Raw genomic sequence first — 18,846 nt, 5'->3', positions numbered from 1 at the left:
ATCTGGCGTTCCTGGGCCGCAATGATGACCAGGTCAAGATCCGGGGCTTCCGGATTGAATTAGGTGAAATTACGGCCCGATTGAACGAACATCCCTTCATCCGCGAAGCTGTGGTGGTGGCGCAAGGCAAGGAGACCGACAAGCGTCTGGTTGCTTACGTTGTAGTACAGTGCGGGGTTCAGGAAATGTCGGAAGACGCTGAAGCTAGCTTGGCGCTGGCGGGAACACTGCGTGATTATCTGAGTGGCTGTTTACCCGATTACATGGTGCCATCTGCCTTTGTACGTTTGGACAGCTTACCGCTGACGGACAATGGCAAGCTTGATCGGCGGACGTTACCGGTTCCCGAGAGCAATGCCTTTGCCCATGTGGCATACGAGGCACCGTTGGGCGAAACAGAGATCACTCTTGCTGGAGTCTGGTCAGAATTGCTTGGCGTTGAACACGTTGGTCGACATGACAACTTCTTCGCCCTCGGTGGTCATTCACTCTTGGCTGTGCGGTTGATCGAGCGGTTGCGCCGCCAAGGCTTGAGCCTTGCTGTGCGTGATCTATTTCAGACCCCCGTGTTGTCGGCTCTGGCCAGCACGTTTGGGCAGCACAGCGAGGTGGTGGTGCCGCCAAATCTGATCAAACCCGAAACATCAAGAATTACGCCCGAACTGCTGCCATTGATAGACCTTAGTCAATCAGACATCGACCTGATCATTTCACAGGTTCCTGGGGGGGCGTCCAACATTCAGGATATCTACGCACTCTCGCCTATGCAGGACGGGATCCTGTTCCACCACATGCTGGCAAAAGAAGGTGACCCCTATTTGCTAGTTGCCCAAATGGCCTTTGCCGATCATGAAACATTGGAGCGGTATCTAACTGCAGTACAGCAGGTTGTAGACCGCCACGACATTTTACGTACCGCCTTTGTTTGGGAAGGATTGTCTCGACCCGCGCAAGTTGTCTGGCGACAGGCTCCACTCTCCGTTACGGATATTGTCCTCGATTCGGCAGATGGCCCCATTACCGAGCAACTTTCTTGGCGCTTTGATTGATGCCGGTACCGAATTGACCTGACTCAAGCACCGGTACTGCGCTTTATTGTTGCCCATGATCCCATCACAGGCCGCTTCATTCTGATGCAACTGCAGCATCACTTGATTGACGATGCTTCTTCTTTGCAGTTTTTTTATAACGAAGCTCAGGTTTTCCTTGCCAATAGCGGTGAGAAATTATCATCGCCTCAGCCGTTCCGTAACCTGATCGGTCAAGTTAAGTTGGGCAAAAGCCTGGAGGAACATGAGCGTTTCTTCAAATCAATGCTGGCTGACATACAAGACCCGACGCTGCCATTCGGATTAGCGAAAGTGCATCTGGACGGCGCACAGGTGGGTCAAACCCTCCGCATGGTTTCGGCCGAACTCAATGATCGGCTGCGGGCGCAGGCGAGGCGTTTGAATGTGAGTCTCGCAAGTCTATGTCATGTTGCCTTTGCTCAGGTATTGGCGCGTACCAGCGGCCAGGAGAAAGTTGTGTTTGGTACAGTGCTGTTCGGACGCATGCAAGCGGGCCAGGGGTCAGATAAAGCCATGGGCATGTTCATCAACACGTTACCAATCCGATTTGACTCAGGCGATATTGATACTGCTGAAAGTGTCCAGCAGGCTCATGTCCGACTGGCCGAGTTGCTCGCCCATGAGCATGCTTCTCTGGCGCTGGCACAACGGTGCAGTGGGGTAGCTACAGATACGCCACTATTTAGCGCATTACTCAACTATCGGTACAATGATCTTTCTGGTGAAGGCACCATTGTCCAAACCATGCGACAAATGCTAGGTGTCGAGTTCTTGAGTGAACAAGAGCGGACCAATTATCCGTTTACATTGTCTGTGGAAGATTTCAGTCATTCACTGGGGTTGACAACTCAAGTAATCACACCGTTTGATTCCGATCGTGTGTGTAGCTATATGGAGCAGGCATTGGACAATCTGGCGCGAACCTTGGAGTACTCACCGCACCGTCCGATTCGACAACTGGACATTCTGCCTGCGTCTGAACGTACATTGCTGCTCAAGACATGGAACGCAACGGATGCATCATACCCGGATAATTTGTGTATTCATCATTTATTTGAAGAGCAGGTAAAGCGCAGTCCAGAGGCAACAGCACTGATCTTTGAGGGAGAAGTACTCAGTTACGGTGAGCTCAATGTCAGGGCCAATCGACTGGCACACCGGCTAAGCGCGTTGGGCGTTGAGCCAGACCAGCGGGTGGTGATCTGTGTCGAGCGTTCTGTGGCCATGGTTGTTGGCCTTATGGCGATCCTGAAAGCAGGTGCTGCCTATGTGCCGCTTGATCCGACCTATCCGAGAGATCGACTGGCCTACATTCTTGCCGATACGGCTCCGGTCCTGGTGCTCGCCGATACGGTCGGGCGGCAGGTGCTGGATGAGGCGTTGCAATCCCATATCATACTTGATCCCAATGAACCCCAAGCAAGAGTATTGACGGAGGCTGATGCCAATTTCCAGGTTCCCTGTCTTACATCCCGCAACCTCGCTTATATCATCTATACCTCGGGTTCAACCGGGCACCCTAAGGGCGTCATGATTGAACACCGTGGATTAATCGCATCAACACTGGCAAGAACCACGGTTTATAAGGCAAATTCCAAAGCTGTATTTTTACTCCTATCATCAATGGCGTTCGACAGTTCTGTTGCAGGCATCTTCGGAACGTTAACAACCGGTGGTGCTTTGTGTTTGCCAGGGAGCAATACCGTCGTAGAACCACACATTATCAGCCGCCTTTTAATTGAAAACAAAGTCACCTCAGTGTTGCTGGTGCCGTCTCTCGCCAGATTAGTTCTGCCGCAAGTCGCACAACTCGGTTATGGGCAACTCCGTCAGGTGATCGTGGCGGGGGAATTGTGCCCGGCGAAATTAGTTCAGGAAGTGACCTCAGTATTTACTGGCGTTGAATTATTCAATGAATACGGCCCAACTGAAGCGACAGTCTGGGCAACGGTCTATCGATGCTCCCCTAGTGACGTTGATCCGGTTCCGATAGGCCGTCCGATTTCAAACACATACATTTACCTTCTCGACGCACATGGTCAGCCTGTTCCAATAGGCGCAGTGGGAGAGATGTATATCGGAGGGATAGGTGTTGCCCGTGGATACCTGAACCTCGTCGAACTGACGGCCGAGCGTTTCTTGCTTGATCCATTTGCAGGTAAGCCTGATACACGTATGTATAAGACGGGGGACTTGGCCCGCTATCTGCCCAATGGGAACCTGGTGTCTCTAGGCCGCAATGACGACCAGGTTAAGATCCGCGGTTTGCGGATTGAACCGGGTGAGATTGTGGCCAGACTGACCGAGCATCCATCCATCCACGAGGCGGTTGTCGAGGTGCAAGGTGTAGACCCAGACAAGCGACTGGTTGCCTATGTCGTGGCTCATCCAGAAGTCTCAGGAAATGATACCTCCATATCCCAAGTCAGCTCAGAGGAGGGTTTACTACTTGCAGGACAATTGCACGATTATCTGAGTGAACGTTTACCCGATTACATGGTGCCGTCTGCTTTTGTAGTCATTGAACGCTTGCCGCTAACCCCTAATGGCAAACTTGATCGGCAGGCGTTGCCTGTACCTGAAGACGACGCCTTTGCCCATGCGATCTATGAGGCACCACAAGGTGAGATTGAAACTATCCTGGCAGCGCTTTGGTCAGGGTTACTCGGGATTGAGCAGATCGGTCGCCATGACAACTTCTTCGCTGTCGGCGGTCATTCGCTCATGGCCGTCCAACTGATACAAAAAGTCAGGAGTTATGGCTTGGAGTGTTCACTCAGCGACATTTTTGAACATCCACGGTTGGCTAACCTTGCCTCTCAAATCGCACAAACTGCTGTGTTTCACCCACATGCTGGAGCGATCACGGTGCGCGTTGGCGGGAGTGAGCTCCCGGTCTTCTTTGTTCCCTCGGGACTCGCTGATTATTCGTATGCAATTTCTCTGGCCCAACAAATCCGCGTTAGCTGTCCTATCCATGTATTGCCGTGGTCGGCCATTGGCGACCCTCTACCTCATTCAATAGAGGATATGGCCGAAAGAATGATACCGCTCATCCAAGCGATACAGCCTGAAGGACCTTATCGAATTGCGGGGTATTCTTCTGGAGGGATCTTGGCTTATACCATCGCCCATGCGCTTATTTGTAAAGAGGAAAGTGTTGAATTTTTAGGGTTTATTGATGTTCCTGCGCCACATGATTTACTTTATAAAAATAAAGATATTAAGCATTATTTTATTGAACATGTTAAAGCTGTGGTTTCCGAGTCAGAGTGCCACAAGTTCGATATATTAAATAAAGGAGATGAGCTTGCTGTGTTGATTAAGAAAGCACAAAAATTAGGAGGCTATGATTTAAATGTAGACATCTCACTGGAAACAGTCAAATGGCAAGCCATTTATCATTTTTCACAAATTGCCGGAGCCTATGAGCCATTGCCATTACCGATTAAGCTCTCTTATTTCTACGCAGCTGAACGTGAGCCTTCTCATCTGCCTCAAATTGATATGGTGGGCGGTTGGCGAGAACTATTACCTGATTTAGAAATTTGTTCTGTTTCTATTCCAGGCAGGCATGTGTCCATGATGGAGAACGTTAGTAATCGCAAGCACTTGGCTGAAGCATTCGATCGAGCACTTTTGTAAGAAGCAATGATTGAGCAGTACGCTCATCTATATGCAAGTGGGGTTGTTAAATATGCTGTAACTCCCTCACTTGCTTGCGCGATTAAATGCACCATTCAGTCGCCAGTAAACCGTCCCAAAAGTTTGCATCCTGTGCAGTGGGATACTCATCAGCATCGAATTATAAACCGGAGAAACCATGGCTAATCCCTACCGCGAACTTCTCACAACCCCCGGTGTCATGGGGTTAGTGATCGCGAGTTCTATAGCGCGTCTACCGCAGGCAATGTTCGGCATCGGCATCATTACTATGTTAGTGCAGCAGACGGGTCTTTATTGGTTGGCTGGCTCGGTCGCCGGAACCTTTACCTTAGCGAATGCGATTGTCGGTCCTCAAATCTCGAAACTCGTTGATCAGCAGGGCCAGAGTCGAGTTTTACCCTTTGTGACCGCCTTCAGCATTGGTATGTTGCTGGCACTGATAATTGCTGTCTATATGAGTGCTCCGACTCTACTGCTTTTTATTCTTGCTGCATTGGCGGGTACGATGCCAAGCATGCCTGCCATGATAAGAGCACGCTGGACACAGCTTTTCCGTGGCAAGCCGCAATTACACACAGCCTTCTCGCTGGACACAGTTCTCACTGAACTCGCTTTTATAATCGGCCCACCACTCGCCATTGGCCTGAGCACCAGTTTTTTCGCCGAAGCTGGACCACTTGTTGCCGTGTTGCTACTGATCACCGGCGTGACAGCGTTTCTTCTACAGCGAGAGACAGAACCGAAGGTCGTCGTAGGCATCAGTAGGAATGCAAGCTCGACCTTACTTATCCCCGGCGTTCGTACTATTGTTCTGGCACTACTGGCGATGGGTGTCATTGGTGGCTCAATCGATGTGGCTGTGGTTGCATTCGCCAACGCACAAGGTTGGCCAGCGTCTGCCAGTTTCATCCTGGCAGCCTATGCACTAGGTTCAATGATTTCGGGCTTGTCGTTCGGCGGGATAAGGGTTTCATTACCCATTGAAAAGCAATTCTTCGTTGGGGTACTAGTAACGGCAGTCACAGCCGTGTTGCCCATTTTCTCGCCGGGTGTCTACATTCTTTCTGGGATGCTTTTTGTGGCAGGTATGTCATTTGCACCAACGATGGTCGTCGTCATGAATCTTGGTACGCTCATTGTCCCACCGTCGAGGATCACCGAAGGACTTACGTGGATGACGACTGGCATTAGCATCGGCGTAGCGCTCGGGAGTGTCCTCGCGGGCATGGTCATCGACGTCTATGGCGCACGGGCAGGGTTCAGTGTAGCCATCGTTTCGGGCTTGGTCATGGTAGTTATCGTGCTCTTGGGAATGCGTACACTTCGTGCAATGTCAGCGGTTGATGCCGAACCGATCTTTCGGTAATCACCATGAATCAGGTCATCCCGCTGGTAATGACCGTCTTTTTTCTCACCGCTTAGGTGTCAATTAGTGCGGCTCGTTGAACAGATTAATTGTAAAGGTGCACAAATGCTCAGTCCAGTGGCCATCATAGATTGAAAATAACTTTGTCCATAACTTCTTTTACCGCCATAACGCTACTTTACAAGCCAAGTACATCTTGGACCACATGAATCTCAGCCATTTCATACCGCGTCAGTATAATATGAAATATGAACTCATTACGCAAAATAAGGCAGATTAAGAAGAACATTTTTAGTTCCGGCGACTTAAGCAATAGAGCCAAAACGTTGCAAATAAAATACTTATCAAAATGAATTATTTCATAATCATCATTTTTGACGTATATAGGGATTTCTATGAGTTAACTCACGGTTATTAGAACTATTTGTAAGTAATATGCAGATAGGCATATAATCAATACAACACAAAATATAGATTAATGGTTGTTTTTTTTGAAAGGCAATGGAGTTGTGAAATTGGAAAAAAGAATAAGGAAAACGCAGCATTCTGAATGGGTTATCAGAAATGCCTTGTATTGGATAACGGCCTACACGCGATGGAAAATCGATGAAGGCGAGTTTGATTGGGTTATCACGTTCGATACCTTTACTGATGAGTGCCAATTTGAGTTCGCACGGCTGCTGAACGACTATCAACTTCGTGAGATACTGTATAAACAAACTGGCCACGTCAGAGCTTCTATCATCGATAGGGTGTTGAGCAACATTGACGCGAGGCTTGCTGAATGAAGCTTATGCCGTTTAACTTTGACAGGTTAAGTAATGGCGATGTTTTCATCAGTAATCTGGCTGGTTTTCACCATTTCATCGCTGAAAAAGACTTTCCAGCATTGGTAAAAAGTTCTATTACCGAAGATAAATTTGCTAATGAGGTTTTAGAAAGCAAATTATTCCTCACTGAGGAGAATAATCAATCCCTTTCGGCATCCGCCCTGAGTTCTGGCTTCGCTAAGCGGCTGATGAGCGGCCTAGCTGTGAACCCGATCTTTATGATTGTTCCAACATTAAGATGTGATCACACCTGCAAGTATTGTCAGGTTAGTCGTACTTCGGTAGGGGCCAAAGGGTATGATCTTGACGCAAACTTAATCCCTCTGATCGTCAAACAAATAAAAAGGCTAGCTTCACCCCCTTACAAAATTGAAATACAAGGCGGGGAACCATTTCTTCGTTTTGATCTCATACAGTTAATCTATGATCAGTGTGAACAGACCTTGGGGGGCGAAACTTTTGAAATGGTCATTGCCACGAGCTTGTCTCTACTGGAGGCATCGATTATTGCATGGGCTAAGAAGCGTAATATCTCATTTTCAGTTTCTCTCGATGGCGGGGAAAGTGTTCATAATAAAAGTCGTATTCTTGCCGGAAATACTTCTCATGCAAAAACCGCAAATGGAATTCTTGGCATTAAAGCTGAGTTAGGAAAGGAGAGGGTATCAACGGTCACAACTGTGACAAAGGAGCTGATTAAGAATCCGTCATCAATTATCGATGCTCACTTGTCACTAGGTTTAACCGATATTTTTGTAAGGCCAGTAAGCCCGTATGGATTTGCTCATCATGAGAACTTCTCGTTTTCTATGAGTGAGTATTATTCATTCTACCAAGCACTCATCGAACAGATTGTCGGTCATAATAAAAAGGGCATTCCGCTTGTTGAACACTCAGCTGCAATACATCTAAAACGGATTTTTAATCCTGGGTTTAGCGGTTATGCCGATCTGAAGTCACCCTGTGGTGTGGTTATGAATTGCATACTGTTTAACTATGATGGCCGTGTCTATGGAAGCGATGAAAGCCGTATGCTGCAGAAAGTTAATCAGGCTGTTGATTTCAGCGCAGGGCAAGTCGCGAACATGTCATTTTCGAAAAGTGATTATTACCGTTCCGTATTGGCATCGTCGTTCAACTTTGCGCAACCCGGCTGTGACACTTGTGCCTACCAACCTTTTTGTGGTGCGGACCCATGCCAGAACATCAGTGTGCAGGGGGAACCCGTTGGGGATCGAAGCAGATCCACGTTCTGTCATTATCATAAAGGTATGTTCCGTTTCTTGATGAACGCACTTGCGGAAAATAGGGAAGTCGCGCACGTATTGAAAGGATGGGTATATGTCTGAGGTAATCAGGAACGATATTTTTAGCTATCAAAGTGAAGGGATGGTGACCCCAGGCTTCTACCGATTATGTAAGGCCAAGCCAGAAAACCCCCAGTTTTATCTACCGAACTTGCTGGTAACCGCCGAGAGCTTGGCAGGCCAACATGAACCTTTTTACTCAGCTTGTATTACCAACAAAAGTCTTTTTCAATCAATTGAAAACGGTGATATCGTGATCGTTAACAATGGCAATATGCTGCGTGTCATCTTATCGCGGAGAGCCAATCACAATACGGTTTTGGTTACTGAACGCTGCAATAACCTGTGTTTATTTTGTTCGCAACCCCCTAAGCGGGTAAACGATGACTGGTTATTGACTCAATCTGCATTGGCTATCGCTGCTTTTAATCATGATGGTGTAATCGGGGTCAGTGGGGGGGAGCCTTTATTATATGGTGATGAATTCTTGGCTTTCCTCGATTATATTACCGAAAACGCCCCTGAAACGCCATTGCATGTGTTAACTAACGGTCGGAGGTTTTCCGATAGTCGTTTCGCTAAACAGATTAAGAAAAGATGTGAACGTTTAAGTATAACATTTGGAATCCCTTTATATTCATCTCGCCAAACCATTCATGATCATCTTGTTGGAAGCAGCGGAGCCTTTGATGAAACCGTTCGGGGGTTAATTAACGCAGGGAACTTGGGTATAAACATTGAATTGAGATTTATACCCACCAAAGCGAATTATCACGATTTACCTCATCTTGTTGAATATGTTGGGCGTGTATTTTCAAATATCAACCAGATCTCAATTATGGGGCTAGAATCAGTGGGATGGGCAAGAAAGAACTGGGATGAGCTATTCACACCATCGGAAGATTATTCAAGCCAACTGGTGGAGTCTGTTGAGACGGCATCTCGCTCGGGGCTTAATGTAGTCATTTTTAACTATCCCTTATGCCATCTACCAAGTGAACTATGGAGTTATTCTGTCCAGTCAATTTCTGATTGGAAAAACCATTACCCAGAAGAATGTGACTTATGTGACAAAAAGTCTCTTTGTGCGGGATATTTCAGTTCGTCAAAAGGGCGTTTCCATCAATTACCGAGACCTATATAATGAAAAAATTCAACTTTGCAGCATTGCTTCCGGGATTTTTGGCATTAAATAATTCTGTATGGGCAAGTGATTCAGCGACTGAAATCGGGAATATCTCAAATATGTCTCTCAACGAGCATGATTTAGTTCTGGCCCCATTGAACACGGATGTTCCGTTTTATATCGCGGGCCACCGCAGTCATAGCTCGCATCGAAGCCATAGTTCGCACCGTTCTTCTTCTGGTGGCGGTTACCGTACCCCTTACTATCCTAAGGCGGCGAGTACGCCTGTACCCAGCTCGAGTTCGGGTACAAGCTCAACAGTTCGTTCGCTCAACTCCAGTAATGAAGCACCTACAACGGGAGCTGCAAAAGTGACCGGTTCAAATTCTGGGATGGGGACATTGACGGCGGATAAAGAAAAAAGGCGCAGATTGATCATGAGGGTTCAGTTCGCCTTGTTTGATAAAGGTTACTACGATGGTGTGATTGACGGTATTATGGGACCTTCAACCCGAAGCGCCTTGAGTTCATACCGTGTCGATTATCATTTGCCAGCATCCGATACCTTGGATAGCCAATTACTTAACTCTCTCGGCATTTTAGCACGTTAGTCTTGATTGATTTCATCGCAGGCGGTTCGCCTGTGAGATATGAAGATCGTGACAAGTTGATAGGATCGAGCTGAAGAGCTTAATCATTAGCCTTGCATGAGCGCGGCTGATGGTGACGCGATTTGGAGTTGGGGAAAAATTAATGTTAATAACGATTTGCAATGCCAATAATGTGGTGCATCTCACATTATTGTAATTTTAACTAAATTTATTAAATGCAATTTGGATCTCATTTAGGCTATTGACATTTTAATTATTAAAAAATAACCACCATTTTTTTGTGAGTTAGATCTTCAATTGCAATGCATTTCATATTAAAAGTGATTGCAATCACGAAATCAAACCGAATTGCGTTTCCCACTATTAGTCCATAAGCTGCATTGCAATTCCCAATCCTCTTGGAATAACGATAGGAAAAACACATGAATGGATTGATAGATTACTTCCCGGAAAATGCATTTACCGTTCACCAGCAAGATTGCGACTGGCAGCAGGCTATTGATTTATCGATGCGCTGTCTGCTGGAAAATAATATCGTTGAGCCACGCTATGTGGCGGCTATAAAACACAGTACGCAAAATAATGGCGCATATTATATTCTGACGCCGGAAGTGGCTATGCCCCATGCACGTCCGGAAGAAGGGGCTTTGGGCACAGCATTAACCCTAACGGTATTGCCGCAGGGGGTATATTTCAATGATGACAATCCGCAGGTGAAAGTGTTAATCGGCCTGGCGGCGAAAGATGCTGACAGCCATATCAATGCCATCCAGTTATTGAGTGAAATGTTCTGCGATGACCAGGCAATTGAACAGCTTACTCAGGCAACTAAAGTATCAGAAATAAAAGAAATCATTCAGCGCTTCTGATTTTACACACTCAAGGATCAATATAATGGCCAATAAAACAATGCGAGCCAGAGTGCAAGCTTTTGGCGGGTTCCTGACGGCTATGGTAATCCCTAATATCGGCGCATTTATTGCGTGGGGATTTATTACGGCACTGTTTATTCCCACCGGCTGGATGCCTAACGCCCACTTTGGGCAACTGGTCGGGCCGATGATCACCTATTTGCTACCGTTGATGATCGGTTCCACCGGTGGTTACCTGATCGCGGAAAAACGTGGCGCGGTGATGGGGGGGATTGGCACCATCGGCGTGATTGTGGGGGCCGATATCCCAATGTTCATCGGCGCGATGGTGATGGGGCCGCTGGGCGGGGTGATCATCAAGTATATCGATAGCAAGCTGGATAAGCGTATCCCTGCTGGTTTTGAGATGGTGGTTAATAACTTCTCCTTGGGCATTGTCGGCATGTTTTTATGCCTGTTTGCCTACGAGGTGATTGGCCCGGCGGTGCAGCAGGCTAACCATTTAGTACGTGCGGGCATTGAATCTCTGGTCGCCACCGGATACCTGCCGCTGCTATCGATTATCAACGAACCGGCGAAGGTGCTGTTCCTGAATAACGCCATCGATCAGGGAGTGTATTACCCGCTGGGCATGCAGGATACGGCGGTGAACGGCCGCTCAGTGTTCTTTATGGTGGCCTCTAACCCAGGGCCTGGGCTGGGCATCCTGCTGGCGTTTTCGCTGTTTGGCCAGGGGATGAGTAAGAAATCGGCACCGGGCGCGATGATTATCCATTTTCTTGGCGGCATTCACGAACTCTACTTCCCGTATGTGCTGATGAAGCCGTTGATGATTATTGCCATGATAGGTGGCGGTATGACGGGGATCTACGTGTTTGATCTGATGGGTGCCGGTTTGGTTGCGGGCCCAAGCCCGGGTTCAATCTTTGCCTATCTGGCTCTAACGCCGCGTGGTGGCTTTGCTGGCACCTTGGCGGGCGTCGCCGCCGGGACACTGGTTTCGTTCCTGATTGCCGCACTGATCCTGAAAACCGAGAAAAAGCAGGTGACCGAAGACGGTTTTGATGACTCTCAGCGGCAGGTGAAAGCCTTGAAAGCCGCGGGCAAAGGGCAGCCACAGCCGATCCGCCACATCGCATTTGTTTGTGATGCCGGCATGGGCTCCAGCGCGATGGGGGCAACCACCTTCCGTAAACGTTTGGAGAAAGCCGGGGTGCCGATCAGCGTGAAGCACTACGCCATTGAAAATATTCCGCCAGAAGCCGATTTGATCGTGACGCACGCCAGTTTGGCAGGGCGAGCAGATCGGGTTAGCGATAAGCCCAAAGTGCTGATTGGTAATTATCTCGGTGACAGCAATCTTGATCACCTGTTGGAACAACTGGTCGCAACCCAGTCAGAGAAGGAGCCTGCATGAAAACCCAAGCCGCCGCTATTTATGGCCAAAACGACGTTCGCCTGCGTGAGTTTGAATTACCGCCGCTAGGTGATGATGAACTGTTGGTTAAGGTCATTTCCGACAGTGTGTGCCTGTCTACCTGGAAGGCCGCCAAATTGGGGGCTAACCACAAGCGGGTACCTGATGATGTTGCCGAACACCCGGCGATCACTGGCCATGAATGTGCCGGGATCATTGAGCAGGTGGGCAAAAACCTACAGCAACGCTACCGGGCTGGGCAACGTTTTGTGCTGCAACCGGCGATGGGATTGCCGAGTGGTTATTCGGCGGGTTATAGCTACGAGTTTTTCGGCGGTAATGCCACCTATATGATCATTCCACAGCAGGCTGTGGAGCTGGGCTGCGTGTTGCCTTATGAAGGCAGCTATTTTGCGGCTGCCTCTTTGGCAGAGCCGATGTGCTGCATCATAGGTGCCTACCATGCCAATTACCATACGACGCAATATGTCTATGAGCATCGCATGGGGATCAAACCCGGCGGCAACGTGGCGTTATTGGCCAGTGCCGGGCCGATGGGCATTGGGGCGATCGATTATGCGATCAACGGCAACATCCGCCCTGCGCGGGTAGTGGTCGTGGATATCGACGAGGCGCGTTTGGCGCGGGCCAGATTGCTATTGCCGGAGAGCGTGGCGCGTGAAAAAGGCGTGGAGCTGGTTTATTTCAACAGCAGCAAGGCTGCCGACCCGGTGGCTGCCTTACGTGACCTGACGCAGGGCCACGGCTTTGACGATGTCTTCGTTTATGCTGCGGTGGCCGATGTGCTGGTGCTGGGGGATGACCTGCTGGCTGAAGACGGTTGCCTGAACTTCTTTGCGGGCCCAACCGACAGTGATTTCAAAGTACCGTTTAACTTTTACAACGTGCATTACGCATCCACACATATCGTGGGCACTTCGGGTGGCTCGACGGGGGATATGTTGGAGGCGCTGCAACTGACCGCTGAAGGCCGCATTAATCCTTCGGTGATGATCACCCATATTGGTGGGCTGGATGCCGTGCCGGAAACCATCATCAATCTGCCTTCGATCCCCGGCGGGAAAAAGCTGATCTATAACTTTGCCACCATGCCGTTAACCGCAATTGCCGACTTCCCAGAGCTCGGGAAAACAGACCCATTCTATGCCCGCCTGGCGGAACTGGTGGCTGAAAGCCACGGCGTGTGGAACGAGCGGGCCGAGCGTTTCCTGCTGCAACATTTTGGCGTGGAAACAGGGGTATAAATGCCGATGAAATCGCTGGCTTATGACATTGTACGTACCACTCAACAGGCTGCATTGGCTGCCTGGCCGCTGCTGGGCTGTGGTGATAAAAATCAAATTGATGGGGTGGCCGTCGCGGCCATGCGTCAGCAACTGAGCGGCATGGCCATGCAGGGGCAGATTGTGATCGGTGAAGGCGAAATCGATCAGGCTCCCATGCTGTATATCGGTGAGCGGTTGGGGAGCGGGAATGGTCCGGCTGTGGACATTGCTGTTGATCCTATCGAAGGCACGCGGATGGTGGCTATGGGCCAATATAATGCGCTGGCCGTGATCGCCTTTGCCCCACACAATGCCTTGTTGCATGCCCCAGACATGTATATGCGCAAGATGGTGGTGGGGCCAGGAGCTAAAGGGGCTATCGATTTACGGTTGCCTCTGGAGCAAAATCTGCGGCAAGTAGCGCAGGCATTGGGTAAGCCATTGCACCAACTGCGCATGATCACGCTGGATAAACCACGCCATGAACTGATTCGACAACAGGCGCAGGCGCTGGGGGTGAAGATTTTCGCCATTCCTGACGGTGACGTTGCCGCCAGCCTGATGACTTGCCTGCCAGGTGGTGAAGCCGACATCATGTATACCTTGGGGGGGGCGCCGGAAGGGGTCATATCGGCCTGTGCGGTGCGTCTGCTGGGCGGAGATATGCAAGCCGAGCTGATCGATTTCTGCCAGGCGAAAGGGGATACGCCAGAGCACAGAATACTGGCGCAGGAAGAACGGCGGCGCTGCAGCAACATGGGAATTGAGATTAACACCATTTTGCCTCTCAATGCCCTGATCGCCAGTGATGAGGTGATTTTTTCGGCAACCGGGATAACCAAAGGTGACATTATCGGCGGAATAAAACAAAAAGAGGGGTACTTGATCACAGAAACCCTTATGATTAATGGTACCGACGGATCGTGTAATAGAATTCATACATTACACTTGCATTGATGGTATCGCAGGACGAATGAAAACACTGACAGAAGATGAAGTAATTGAACAACTGGACGAGCAGGAACAATTGCTCAATTGGTTACTGAAGGCAAATGAGATTTTATTTTATGCTGTCAAAATATATTTGCCACAGGTATTCGTCAATAACGATCCCGATATACTAGAATATGCGGTTAAGCCATTGCTGGCAAAATCCGGCCCTTTGGACAATATGGAAGTCTCTCTGCGTTTGCTGTATGCGCTGGGTAAGATTAAAAAGACCGTTTATGCCGATATCATCTGTCTTTCACAATTTAGCCAGCATCTGCAGGCGGAAAATAGTTCGCTGAGTTTTCATGATGAAATGACCTTTGATTTTATTGCCAACCTGAATGCCATCACGGAAAACGAGCAGCTTTTCAGTGCGATAAGAAAGATGAAGTTTTCCAGTTTTGAGGTTTTTAATACCGAGCGTTACGGCAATATGGTTAAAACCGGGTTAACACTGGCGGTGACTTCGCTGTTAAAGGAACTGAGCAATGAAAATAGCGCTAACGGTTAATGGGCTGACGGTCGATGCCTTTTTTGCCGACGACGAGATCGAGCAGGTGCATTTACCTTTGCTACGCCTGCTGGCCCAAAAGCAGCAGCAAAAGGGGGCGCGCCTGGTGGTATTCCTGGCGGCCCCTCCAGGCAGTGGTAAATCAACGCTGACGGCCTTCTGGCAGCATTTATCGACACAGCATGATGAATTACCGGCATTGCAAACTCTGCCGATGGACGGCTTTCATCGCCCTAACTCCTGGCTTGATGCACAAGGATTACGCAGCAAGAAGGGGATGCCAGAAACCTTTGATCTTCAGCAACTTGAGCTGGCGTTGGCTTCACTCGATCAACCACGGCCATTCTGGCCTACCTACGATCGCGTATTGCACGATCCGGTGCCCAACGCTATCGAGGTGACCGCCCCGGTGACGATAGTCGAAGGCAACTGGTTGTTGCTTGATGAACCAGGTTGGCGCGATCTGGCCCGCCACAGCGACTTAACGCTGTTTATTCAGGCGCCAGCACAGCAACTGCGGGCACGGCTGATCGAGCGTAAAATGCGTGGCGGTTCATCATTGGAGCAGGCCAGCACCTTTTATCAGCAAACCGATGGGCCAAACGTTGATAAGGTATTGCTGCACAGTTTGCCTGCCACCATTACCCTCCGGTGGGATAACGGTGGCCTGCGTTGTTCGGAGGAGTTACTTACCGGCGGCTAAGAGATCCAAAGCATCGCGAATGCCGGTAACCGAGAGCGCGCGGTTATCGGCGCGATAGCGGTCAAGCGCTGCGGGCGCAGAACTCTGGATAGCGATAAGTCGCCAGCCTTCGGCGGTCTTCAATATCAATGGGGAACCGCTGTCACCCGGTAAGGTATCGCACTGGTGTGATAGCACGCCTTGTTGCGCCCAACCGGTGACTTTACAATTTTGATGGCTGTACAGATCGTCCAGATGATCTTCTGGATAACCGGCCTGGGTGACCAGCCGCTTAGCCTGCTTTAAGGTTTGCGTTAACGCTTTACCGTCACCTTGCCATAATGGCAACGGTTTAATGGCCAGCGGCTTCTTATCTTTTAACCTGATCAACGCAAAATCATACGCCGCCGCCGCCGGTGGCACGATCCAGCCGTCGCCGTCCGCCTTCAGCTTATTGCCTAATGACTTATCGACCAGCGTTTCAATATTTTCTGTCTGGTATTGCCAGCCTTTGCTAGCGGAAATAAAGCGCAGCGCCACGGCCTTATCAAGATTGCCGGGAGGGGCCAACACGCAGTGGCCAGCGGTGAGTGCCAGATGCGGGGAGATCAGCGTAGCGGTACACAGGTTGCCACTGGCGGTTTCTACCTGACCAATGGCCTGCCACGGCCAACCGCTGGTTTCGGTGACTTTAATACGGTCGTCTTTGCCAAAAAACAGACGGGTTTGATCGGCTGCAGAGGCCTCGGAAGGGCTATCAGCATGCGCAGAATGGGATAGGGCCAAAGGAAAAGAGCACAACAACAGCAAAACAGAGATGCGCATAGGTTTCTTGCCTGACAAATTCGGATCATCCATAGACACACTGAATGCTAACTATAGACTGATTTCGCCACTATGTAGATGGTCAGTGATTGATTTTCCGATAATTTTCTGAGAAAAAGCCGGAGATTACAGATAAAAAAAGCTGGCGATCAGCCCGCAAAAGATCAGGGTGCCAAGGATGATTTCGAACCGATAGCGACGCAGCATAGACAACCCCCGATGAAAAAACTCCCGGCGAACCGGGTGTTGGACAAATCTTACCAGAACAGGTGAGGGGGGCCTCACGCCGGTTGGCTATCAGGCAGCCGGAGTTGCTGCATTCTTGCTGGTTTTGTGATGCTTTTTAGCTGCCTGAGCTTTTTGCTCGGTGGTTTTCTTCGTGTGATGTTTTTTCACGTGAGTGGTTTTAGCCGGAGCTGTCTGAGTAGTGGCGGCTGGAGCAGCAGCAGGAGCGGCGGCAACAGCAGCGAACGCGATAGATGACAAGCCCATTGCAGCGGCAACAACCAGAGCTAATACTTTTTTCATCGGTAGATCCTCTAATGTCTGTTGGTTTGTAACCCCACTGCGGGGCCGTTGAAATAATCTTATGCAAACCGGAGGGGGCTTTCCGTGAGTGATTGGTTTCGGCGTGTAACCTAATGTACGAGTGCCTGGGGGAAGGATCGTTTGTATGCCGTTATAGCTAGCATGTTTGTGCTGCTGTCACGGATGATGCAGAACACCGACGCGCCGTGTGCGTATCAAAATAAACTAAATTAGTTACAACATACATTGATGGTTGTACAAACTGCTATCCTGCGGCACCAGTGCACTAGGAGAGAAAGTACACTATGGAACACCTGCAGGCTTAACAGGTAGAAATAAGGCAGGATACTATTACGGCAGGCATGTCGGGGCGCAATGCCGCGGAAGATTTACAACAACGTAATCCTTTCCCCCGTCGCCGGGCTAATCGTATTCGGCAACCACAGTTGCCCCCAAGGGCCAGTGCAATGGCAGCCCATCACTTTCTCGGGTTTGATTTGTTTGAGAAAACGCTGCACCTGCAATAAGCGCAGCGGCGAGGCATATCTCAGGTGAAAACCGCCAATCAGCGCGTGGATCTTATCGATACCGGTAATCTTCTGGCAATGCCGCACAATATTCTCGATTCCCCGGTGCCCGCAGCCTGTGATGATGATCAGACCGCGCTCGGATTTATAAATCAGTACTCCTTCATCGGTGACGTAATCAGGGGATTGTTGAGCATTTTCAATAATGCCGTACGCTTTGGGGGCAGGTACCTCGATTTCACCAGACCAGATGAAACGCTCGCTGATTTGCACAGGGGTTCGGGTCAGCTCCATGGCGTGGCGCGAGTAATCCACTTCCGGCGATAACCGTTTGATTTTTTTTACGCGGCCCAGAAGATTAACGGCGGCATAGCGCACGTCTTGCACGCCGGGGTGGCAAACTATTCTGCTGTTATCGGGCAACCAGGGGACGCCACCGCTGTGATCGTAATGGCCATGCGAGAGCACGGTAGCGGTCAGGTTGTCGAGGTCAATCCCCATTTGGGCAGCATTCTGTAAAAAACTGCCGTCCGGCCCGGTATCAAAAAGCACGCTGTCCGATTCATCCTGAACTAGCAGGCTCAACCCGGCTTTGGCGATTAACGCTTCATCTGCATCGGCAGCCAGGCGATTTTCAAGTAACACATTGATGGTTAAGGTCATGTGGACTCTATTTTTCAAATCCGTACGTTAAGCTATACCAGCAACACCTTAACGTACGGAGGGGGCGGAGATTACAGGTAACGGCTTTCCAGATGCCGGCGGAAATAGCTTGGGTCTAACGTCCTGCCAGTGGCGTTAGTGATCAAGGTATCGGTAGGGTAACGGCTGGCGTGACGCCAGATATTTTGCTGTAGCCAATGGAATAGCGCGCTCAAATTACCGGCGGCAATATCTTCGCTCAGTTTTGGCATTGCGCTGCGTGCACTGTCGAACAGTTGGGCCGCATACATCGCACCTAGGGTGTAGGTTGGGAAGTAACCAAAGGCGCCGTCCGTCCAGTGAATATCCTGCATACAGCCATTGCGATAATCGCCCACGGTGTCCAGCCCAAGGTAGCTGTGCATCTTCTCATTCCACAGTGCCGGAATATCTTCTACCTCGATCTCGCCCTCAATCAACGTACGCTCGATTTCATAGCGCAATATCACATGGGCAGGGTAGCTGACCTCGTCGGCATCGACGCGGATCAGGCCAGGCTTCACCCGCTGATTAAGGCGAATAAAGTTGCT

15 protein-coding genes and 2 pseudogenes are annotated in these 18,846 nt (G+C 49.6%); 13 read left to right on the top strand and 4 right to left on the bottom strand.

The genetic code is table 11. The annotated features are described in order from the left end of the window. Window positions 1–110: 110 nt before the first annotated feature. From ACLQ7H_RS11930 to ACLQ7H_RS11870, 13 genes and pseudogenes are all read left to right on the top strand, one after another. Window positions 111–3,878 (top strand): annotated as a pseudogene (locus tag ACLQ7H_RS11930) (amino acid adenylation domain-containing protein); the annotation flags it as partial. 30 nt (window positions 3,879–3,908) lie between these two features. Next, the gene (locus ACLQ7H_RS11925) at window positions 3,909–4,715 is read left to right on the top strand and encodes a thioesterase domain-containing protein (protein WP_411752851.1); all 807 of its coding nucleotides are present in this window, start codon (window positions 3,909–3,911) and stop codon (window positions 4,713–4,715) included. A 178-nt stretch (window positions 4,716–4,893) separates the two neighbouring features. Further along, window positions 4,894–6,102, top strand: a complete 1,209-nt coding sequence (locus ACLQ7H_RS11920) for an MFS transporter (protein WP_411752849.1) — start codon at window positions 4,894–4,896, stop codon at window positions 6,100–6,102. Window positions 6,103–6,611: 509 nt separating this feature from the next. Next, a complete protein-coding gene (hxsD, locus tag ACLQ7H_RS11915; protein WP_411752848.1) occupies window positions 6,612–6,890 on the top strand; it encodes a His-Xaa-Ser system protein HxsD in 279 nt (92 codons plus the stop codon). After that, complete coding sequence (hxsB, locus tag ACLQ7H_RS11910) at window positions 6,887–8,281, top strand: His-Xaa-Ser system radical SAM maturase HxsB (protein WP_411752847.1); 1,395 nt, start codon at window positions 6,887–6,889, stop codon at window positions 8,279–8,281. Before hxsD ends, hxsB begins: the two co-directional genes overlap by 4 nt. Beyond that, window positions 8,274–9,383, top strand: coding sequence for a His-Xaa-Ser system radical SAM maturase HxsC (gene hxsC / locus ACLQ7H_RS11905; protein ID WP_411752846.1), 1,110 nt, complete (start codon window positions 8,274–8,276; stop codon window positions 9,381–9,383). Before hxsB ends, hxsC begins: the two co-directional genes overlap by 8 nt. Then, complete coding sequence (gene hxsA, locus ACLQ7H_RS11900; protein WP_411752845.1) at window positions 9,383–9,976, top strand: His-Xaa-Ser repeat protein HxsA; 594 nt, start codon at window positions 9,383–9,385, stop codon at window positions 9,974–9,976. Before hxsC ends, hxsA begins: the two co-directional genes overlap by 1 nt. A gap of 422 nt (window positions 9,977–10,398) precedes the next feature. Beyond that, complete coding sequence (locus tag ACLQ7H_RS11895; protein WP_411752844.1) at window positions 10,399–10,845, top strand: PTS sugar transporter subunit IIA; 447 nt, start codon at window positions 10,399–10,401, stop codon at window positions 10,843–10,845. Window positions 10,846–10,870: 25 nt separating this feature from the next. Beyond that, on the top strand, window positions 10,871–12,265 hold the full coding sequence (locus tag ACLQ7H_RS11890) for a PTS mannitol transporter subunit IICB (RefSeq protein WP_411752843.1): 1,395 nt from the start codon (window positions 10,871–10,873) through the stop codon (window positions 12,263–12,265). After that, window positions 12,262–13,530, top strand: a complete 1,269-nt coding sequence (locus ACLQ7H_RS11885; protein ID WP_411752842.1) for a zinc-binding dehydrogenase — start codon at window positions 12,262–12,264, stop codon at window positions 13,528–13,530. The genes ACLQ7H_RS11890 and ACLQ7H_RS11885 overlap by 4 nt, the downstream gene beginning before the upstream one ends. Before the next feature lie 6 nt (window positions 13,531–13,536). Beyond that, window positions 13,537–14,508 (top strand): class II fructose-bisphosphatase, encoded by a 972-nt coding sequence (gene glpX / locus ACLQ7H_RS11880; RefSeq protein WP_411752850.1) that lies wholly within the window; start codon window positions 13,537–13,539, stop codon window positions 14,506–14,508. Window positions 14,509–14,524: 16 nt separating this feature from the next. Next, a complete protein-coding gene (locus ACLQ7H_RS11875; protein ID WP_411752841.1) occupies window positions 14,525–15,052 on the top strand; it encodes an MltR family transcriptional regulator in 528 nt (175 codons plus the stop codon). After that, window positions 15,030–15,755: a nucleoside/nucleotide kinase family protein gene (locus ACLQ7H_RS11870; RefSeq protein WP_411752840.1), complete on the top strand. Its 726-nt coding sequence runs from the start codon at window positions 15,030–15,032 to the stop codon at window positions 15,753–15,755. Before ACLQ7H_RS11875 ends, ACLQ7H_RS11870 begins: the two co-directional genes overlap by 23 nt. Here ACLQ7H_RS11870 and ACLQ7H_RS11865 read toward each other — a convergent pair. The 4 genes and pseudogenes from ACLQ7H_RS11865 to ACLQ7H_RS11850 form a co-directional block, all read right to left on the bottom strand. After that, entirely contained in the window at window positions 15,738–16,559 is an 822-nt protein-coding gene (locus tag ACLQ7H_RS11865; protein ID WP_411752839.1) for a trypsin-like serine peptidase, read from the bottom strand. The two genes, ACLQ7H_RS11870 and ACLQ7H_RS11865, sit on opposite strands and share 18 nt — an antisense overlap. Before the next feature lie 297 nt (window positions 16,560–16,856). Continuing rightward, on the bottom strand, window positions 16,857–17,087 hold the full coding sequence (gene asr / locus ACLQ7H_RS11860) for an acid resistance repetitive basic protein Asr (RefSeq protein WP_411752838.1): 231 nt from the start codon (window positions 17,085–17,087) through the stop codon (window positions 16,857–16,859). Window positions 17,088–17,476: 389 nt separating this feature from the next. Further along, a complete protein-coding gene (locus ACLQ7H_RS11855) occupies window positions 17,477–18,277 on the bottom strand; it encodes an MBL fold metallo-hydrolase (RefSeq protein ID WP_411752837.1) in 801 nt (266 codons plus the stop codon). 71 nt (window positions 18,278–18,348) lie between these two features. Then, window positions 18,349–18,846 (bottom strand): annotated as a pseudogene (locus ACLQ7H_RS11850) (carboxypeptidase M32); the annotation flags it as partial.

This window comes from Serratia sp. (in: enterobacteria) (assembly GCF_046715635.1).
GTDB lineage: Bacteria > Pseudomonadota > Gammaproteobacteria > Enterobacterales > Enterobacteriaceae > Chania.
Note: the sequence above shows the minus strand (reverse complement) of the source record. Positions and strands in the feature narration are given on the sequence as shown.

What these genes read in the sequence shown, in the direction of transcription:
- ACLQ7H_RS11920 (WP_411752849.1), top strand. Translation starts at nt 4,894, where the DNA reads ATGGCTAATCCCTACCGCGAACTTCTCACAACCCCCGGTGTCATGGGG.
- hxsB (WP_411752847.1), top strand. Translation starts at nt 6,887, where the DNA reads ATGAAGCTTATGCCGTTTAACTTTGACAGGTTAAGTAATGGCGATGTT.
- hxsC (WP_411752846.1), top strand. Translation starts at nt 8,274, where the DNA reads ATGTCTGAGGTAATCAGGAACGATATTTTTAGCTATCAAAGTGAAGGG.
- hxsA (WP_411752845.1), top strand. Translation starts at nt 9,383, where the DNA reads ATGAAAAAATTCAACTTTGCAGCATTGCTTCCGGGATTTTTGGCATTA.
- ACLQ7H_RS11895 (WP_411752844.1), top strand. Translation starts at nt 10,399, where the DNA reads ATGAATGGATTGATAGATTACTTCCCGGAAAATGCATTTACCGTTCAC.
- ACLQ7H_RS11890 (WP_411752843.1), top strand. Translation starts at nt 10,871, where the DNA reads ATGGCCAATAAAACAATGCGAGCCAGAGTGCAAGCTTTTGGCGGGTTC.
- ACLQ7H_RS11885 (WP_411752842.1), top strand. Translation starts at nt 12,262, where the DNA reads ATGAAAACCCAAGCCGCCGCTATTTATGGCCAAAACGACGTTCGCCTG.
- glpX (WP_411752850.1), top strand. Translation starts at nt 13,537, where the DNA reads ATGAAATCGCTGGCTTATGACATTGTACGTACCACTCAACAGGCTGCA.
- ACLQ7H_RS11875 (WP_411752841.1), top strand. Translation starts at nt 14,525, where the DNA reads ATGAAAACACTGACAGAAGATGAAGTAATTGAACAACTGGACGAGCAG.
- ACLQ7H_RS11870 (WP_411752840.1), top strand. Translation starts at nt 15,030, where the DNA reads ATGAAAATAGCGCTAACGGTTAATGGGCTGACGGTCGATGCCTTTTTT.
- ACLQ7H_RS11865 (WP_411752839.1), bottom strand. Translation starts at nt 16,559, where the DNA reads ATGCGCATCTCTGTTTTGCTGTTGTTGTGCTCTTTTCCTTTGGCCCTA.
- asr (WP_411752838.1), bottom strand. Translation starts at nt 17,087, where the DNA reads ATGAAAAAAGTATTAGCTCTGGTTGTTGCCGCTGCAATGGGCTTGTCA.
- ACLQ7H_RS11855 (WP_411752837.1), bottom strand. Translation starts at nt 18,277, where the DNA reads ATGACCTTAACCATCAATGTGTTACTTGAAAATCGCCTGGCTGCCGAT.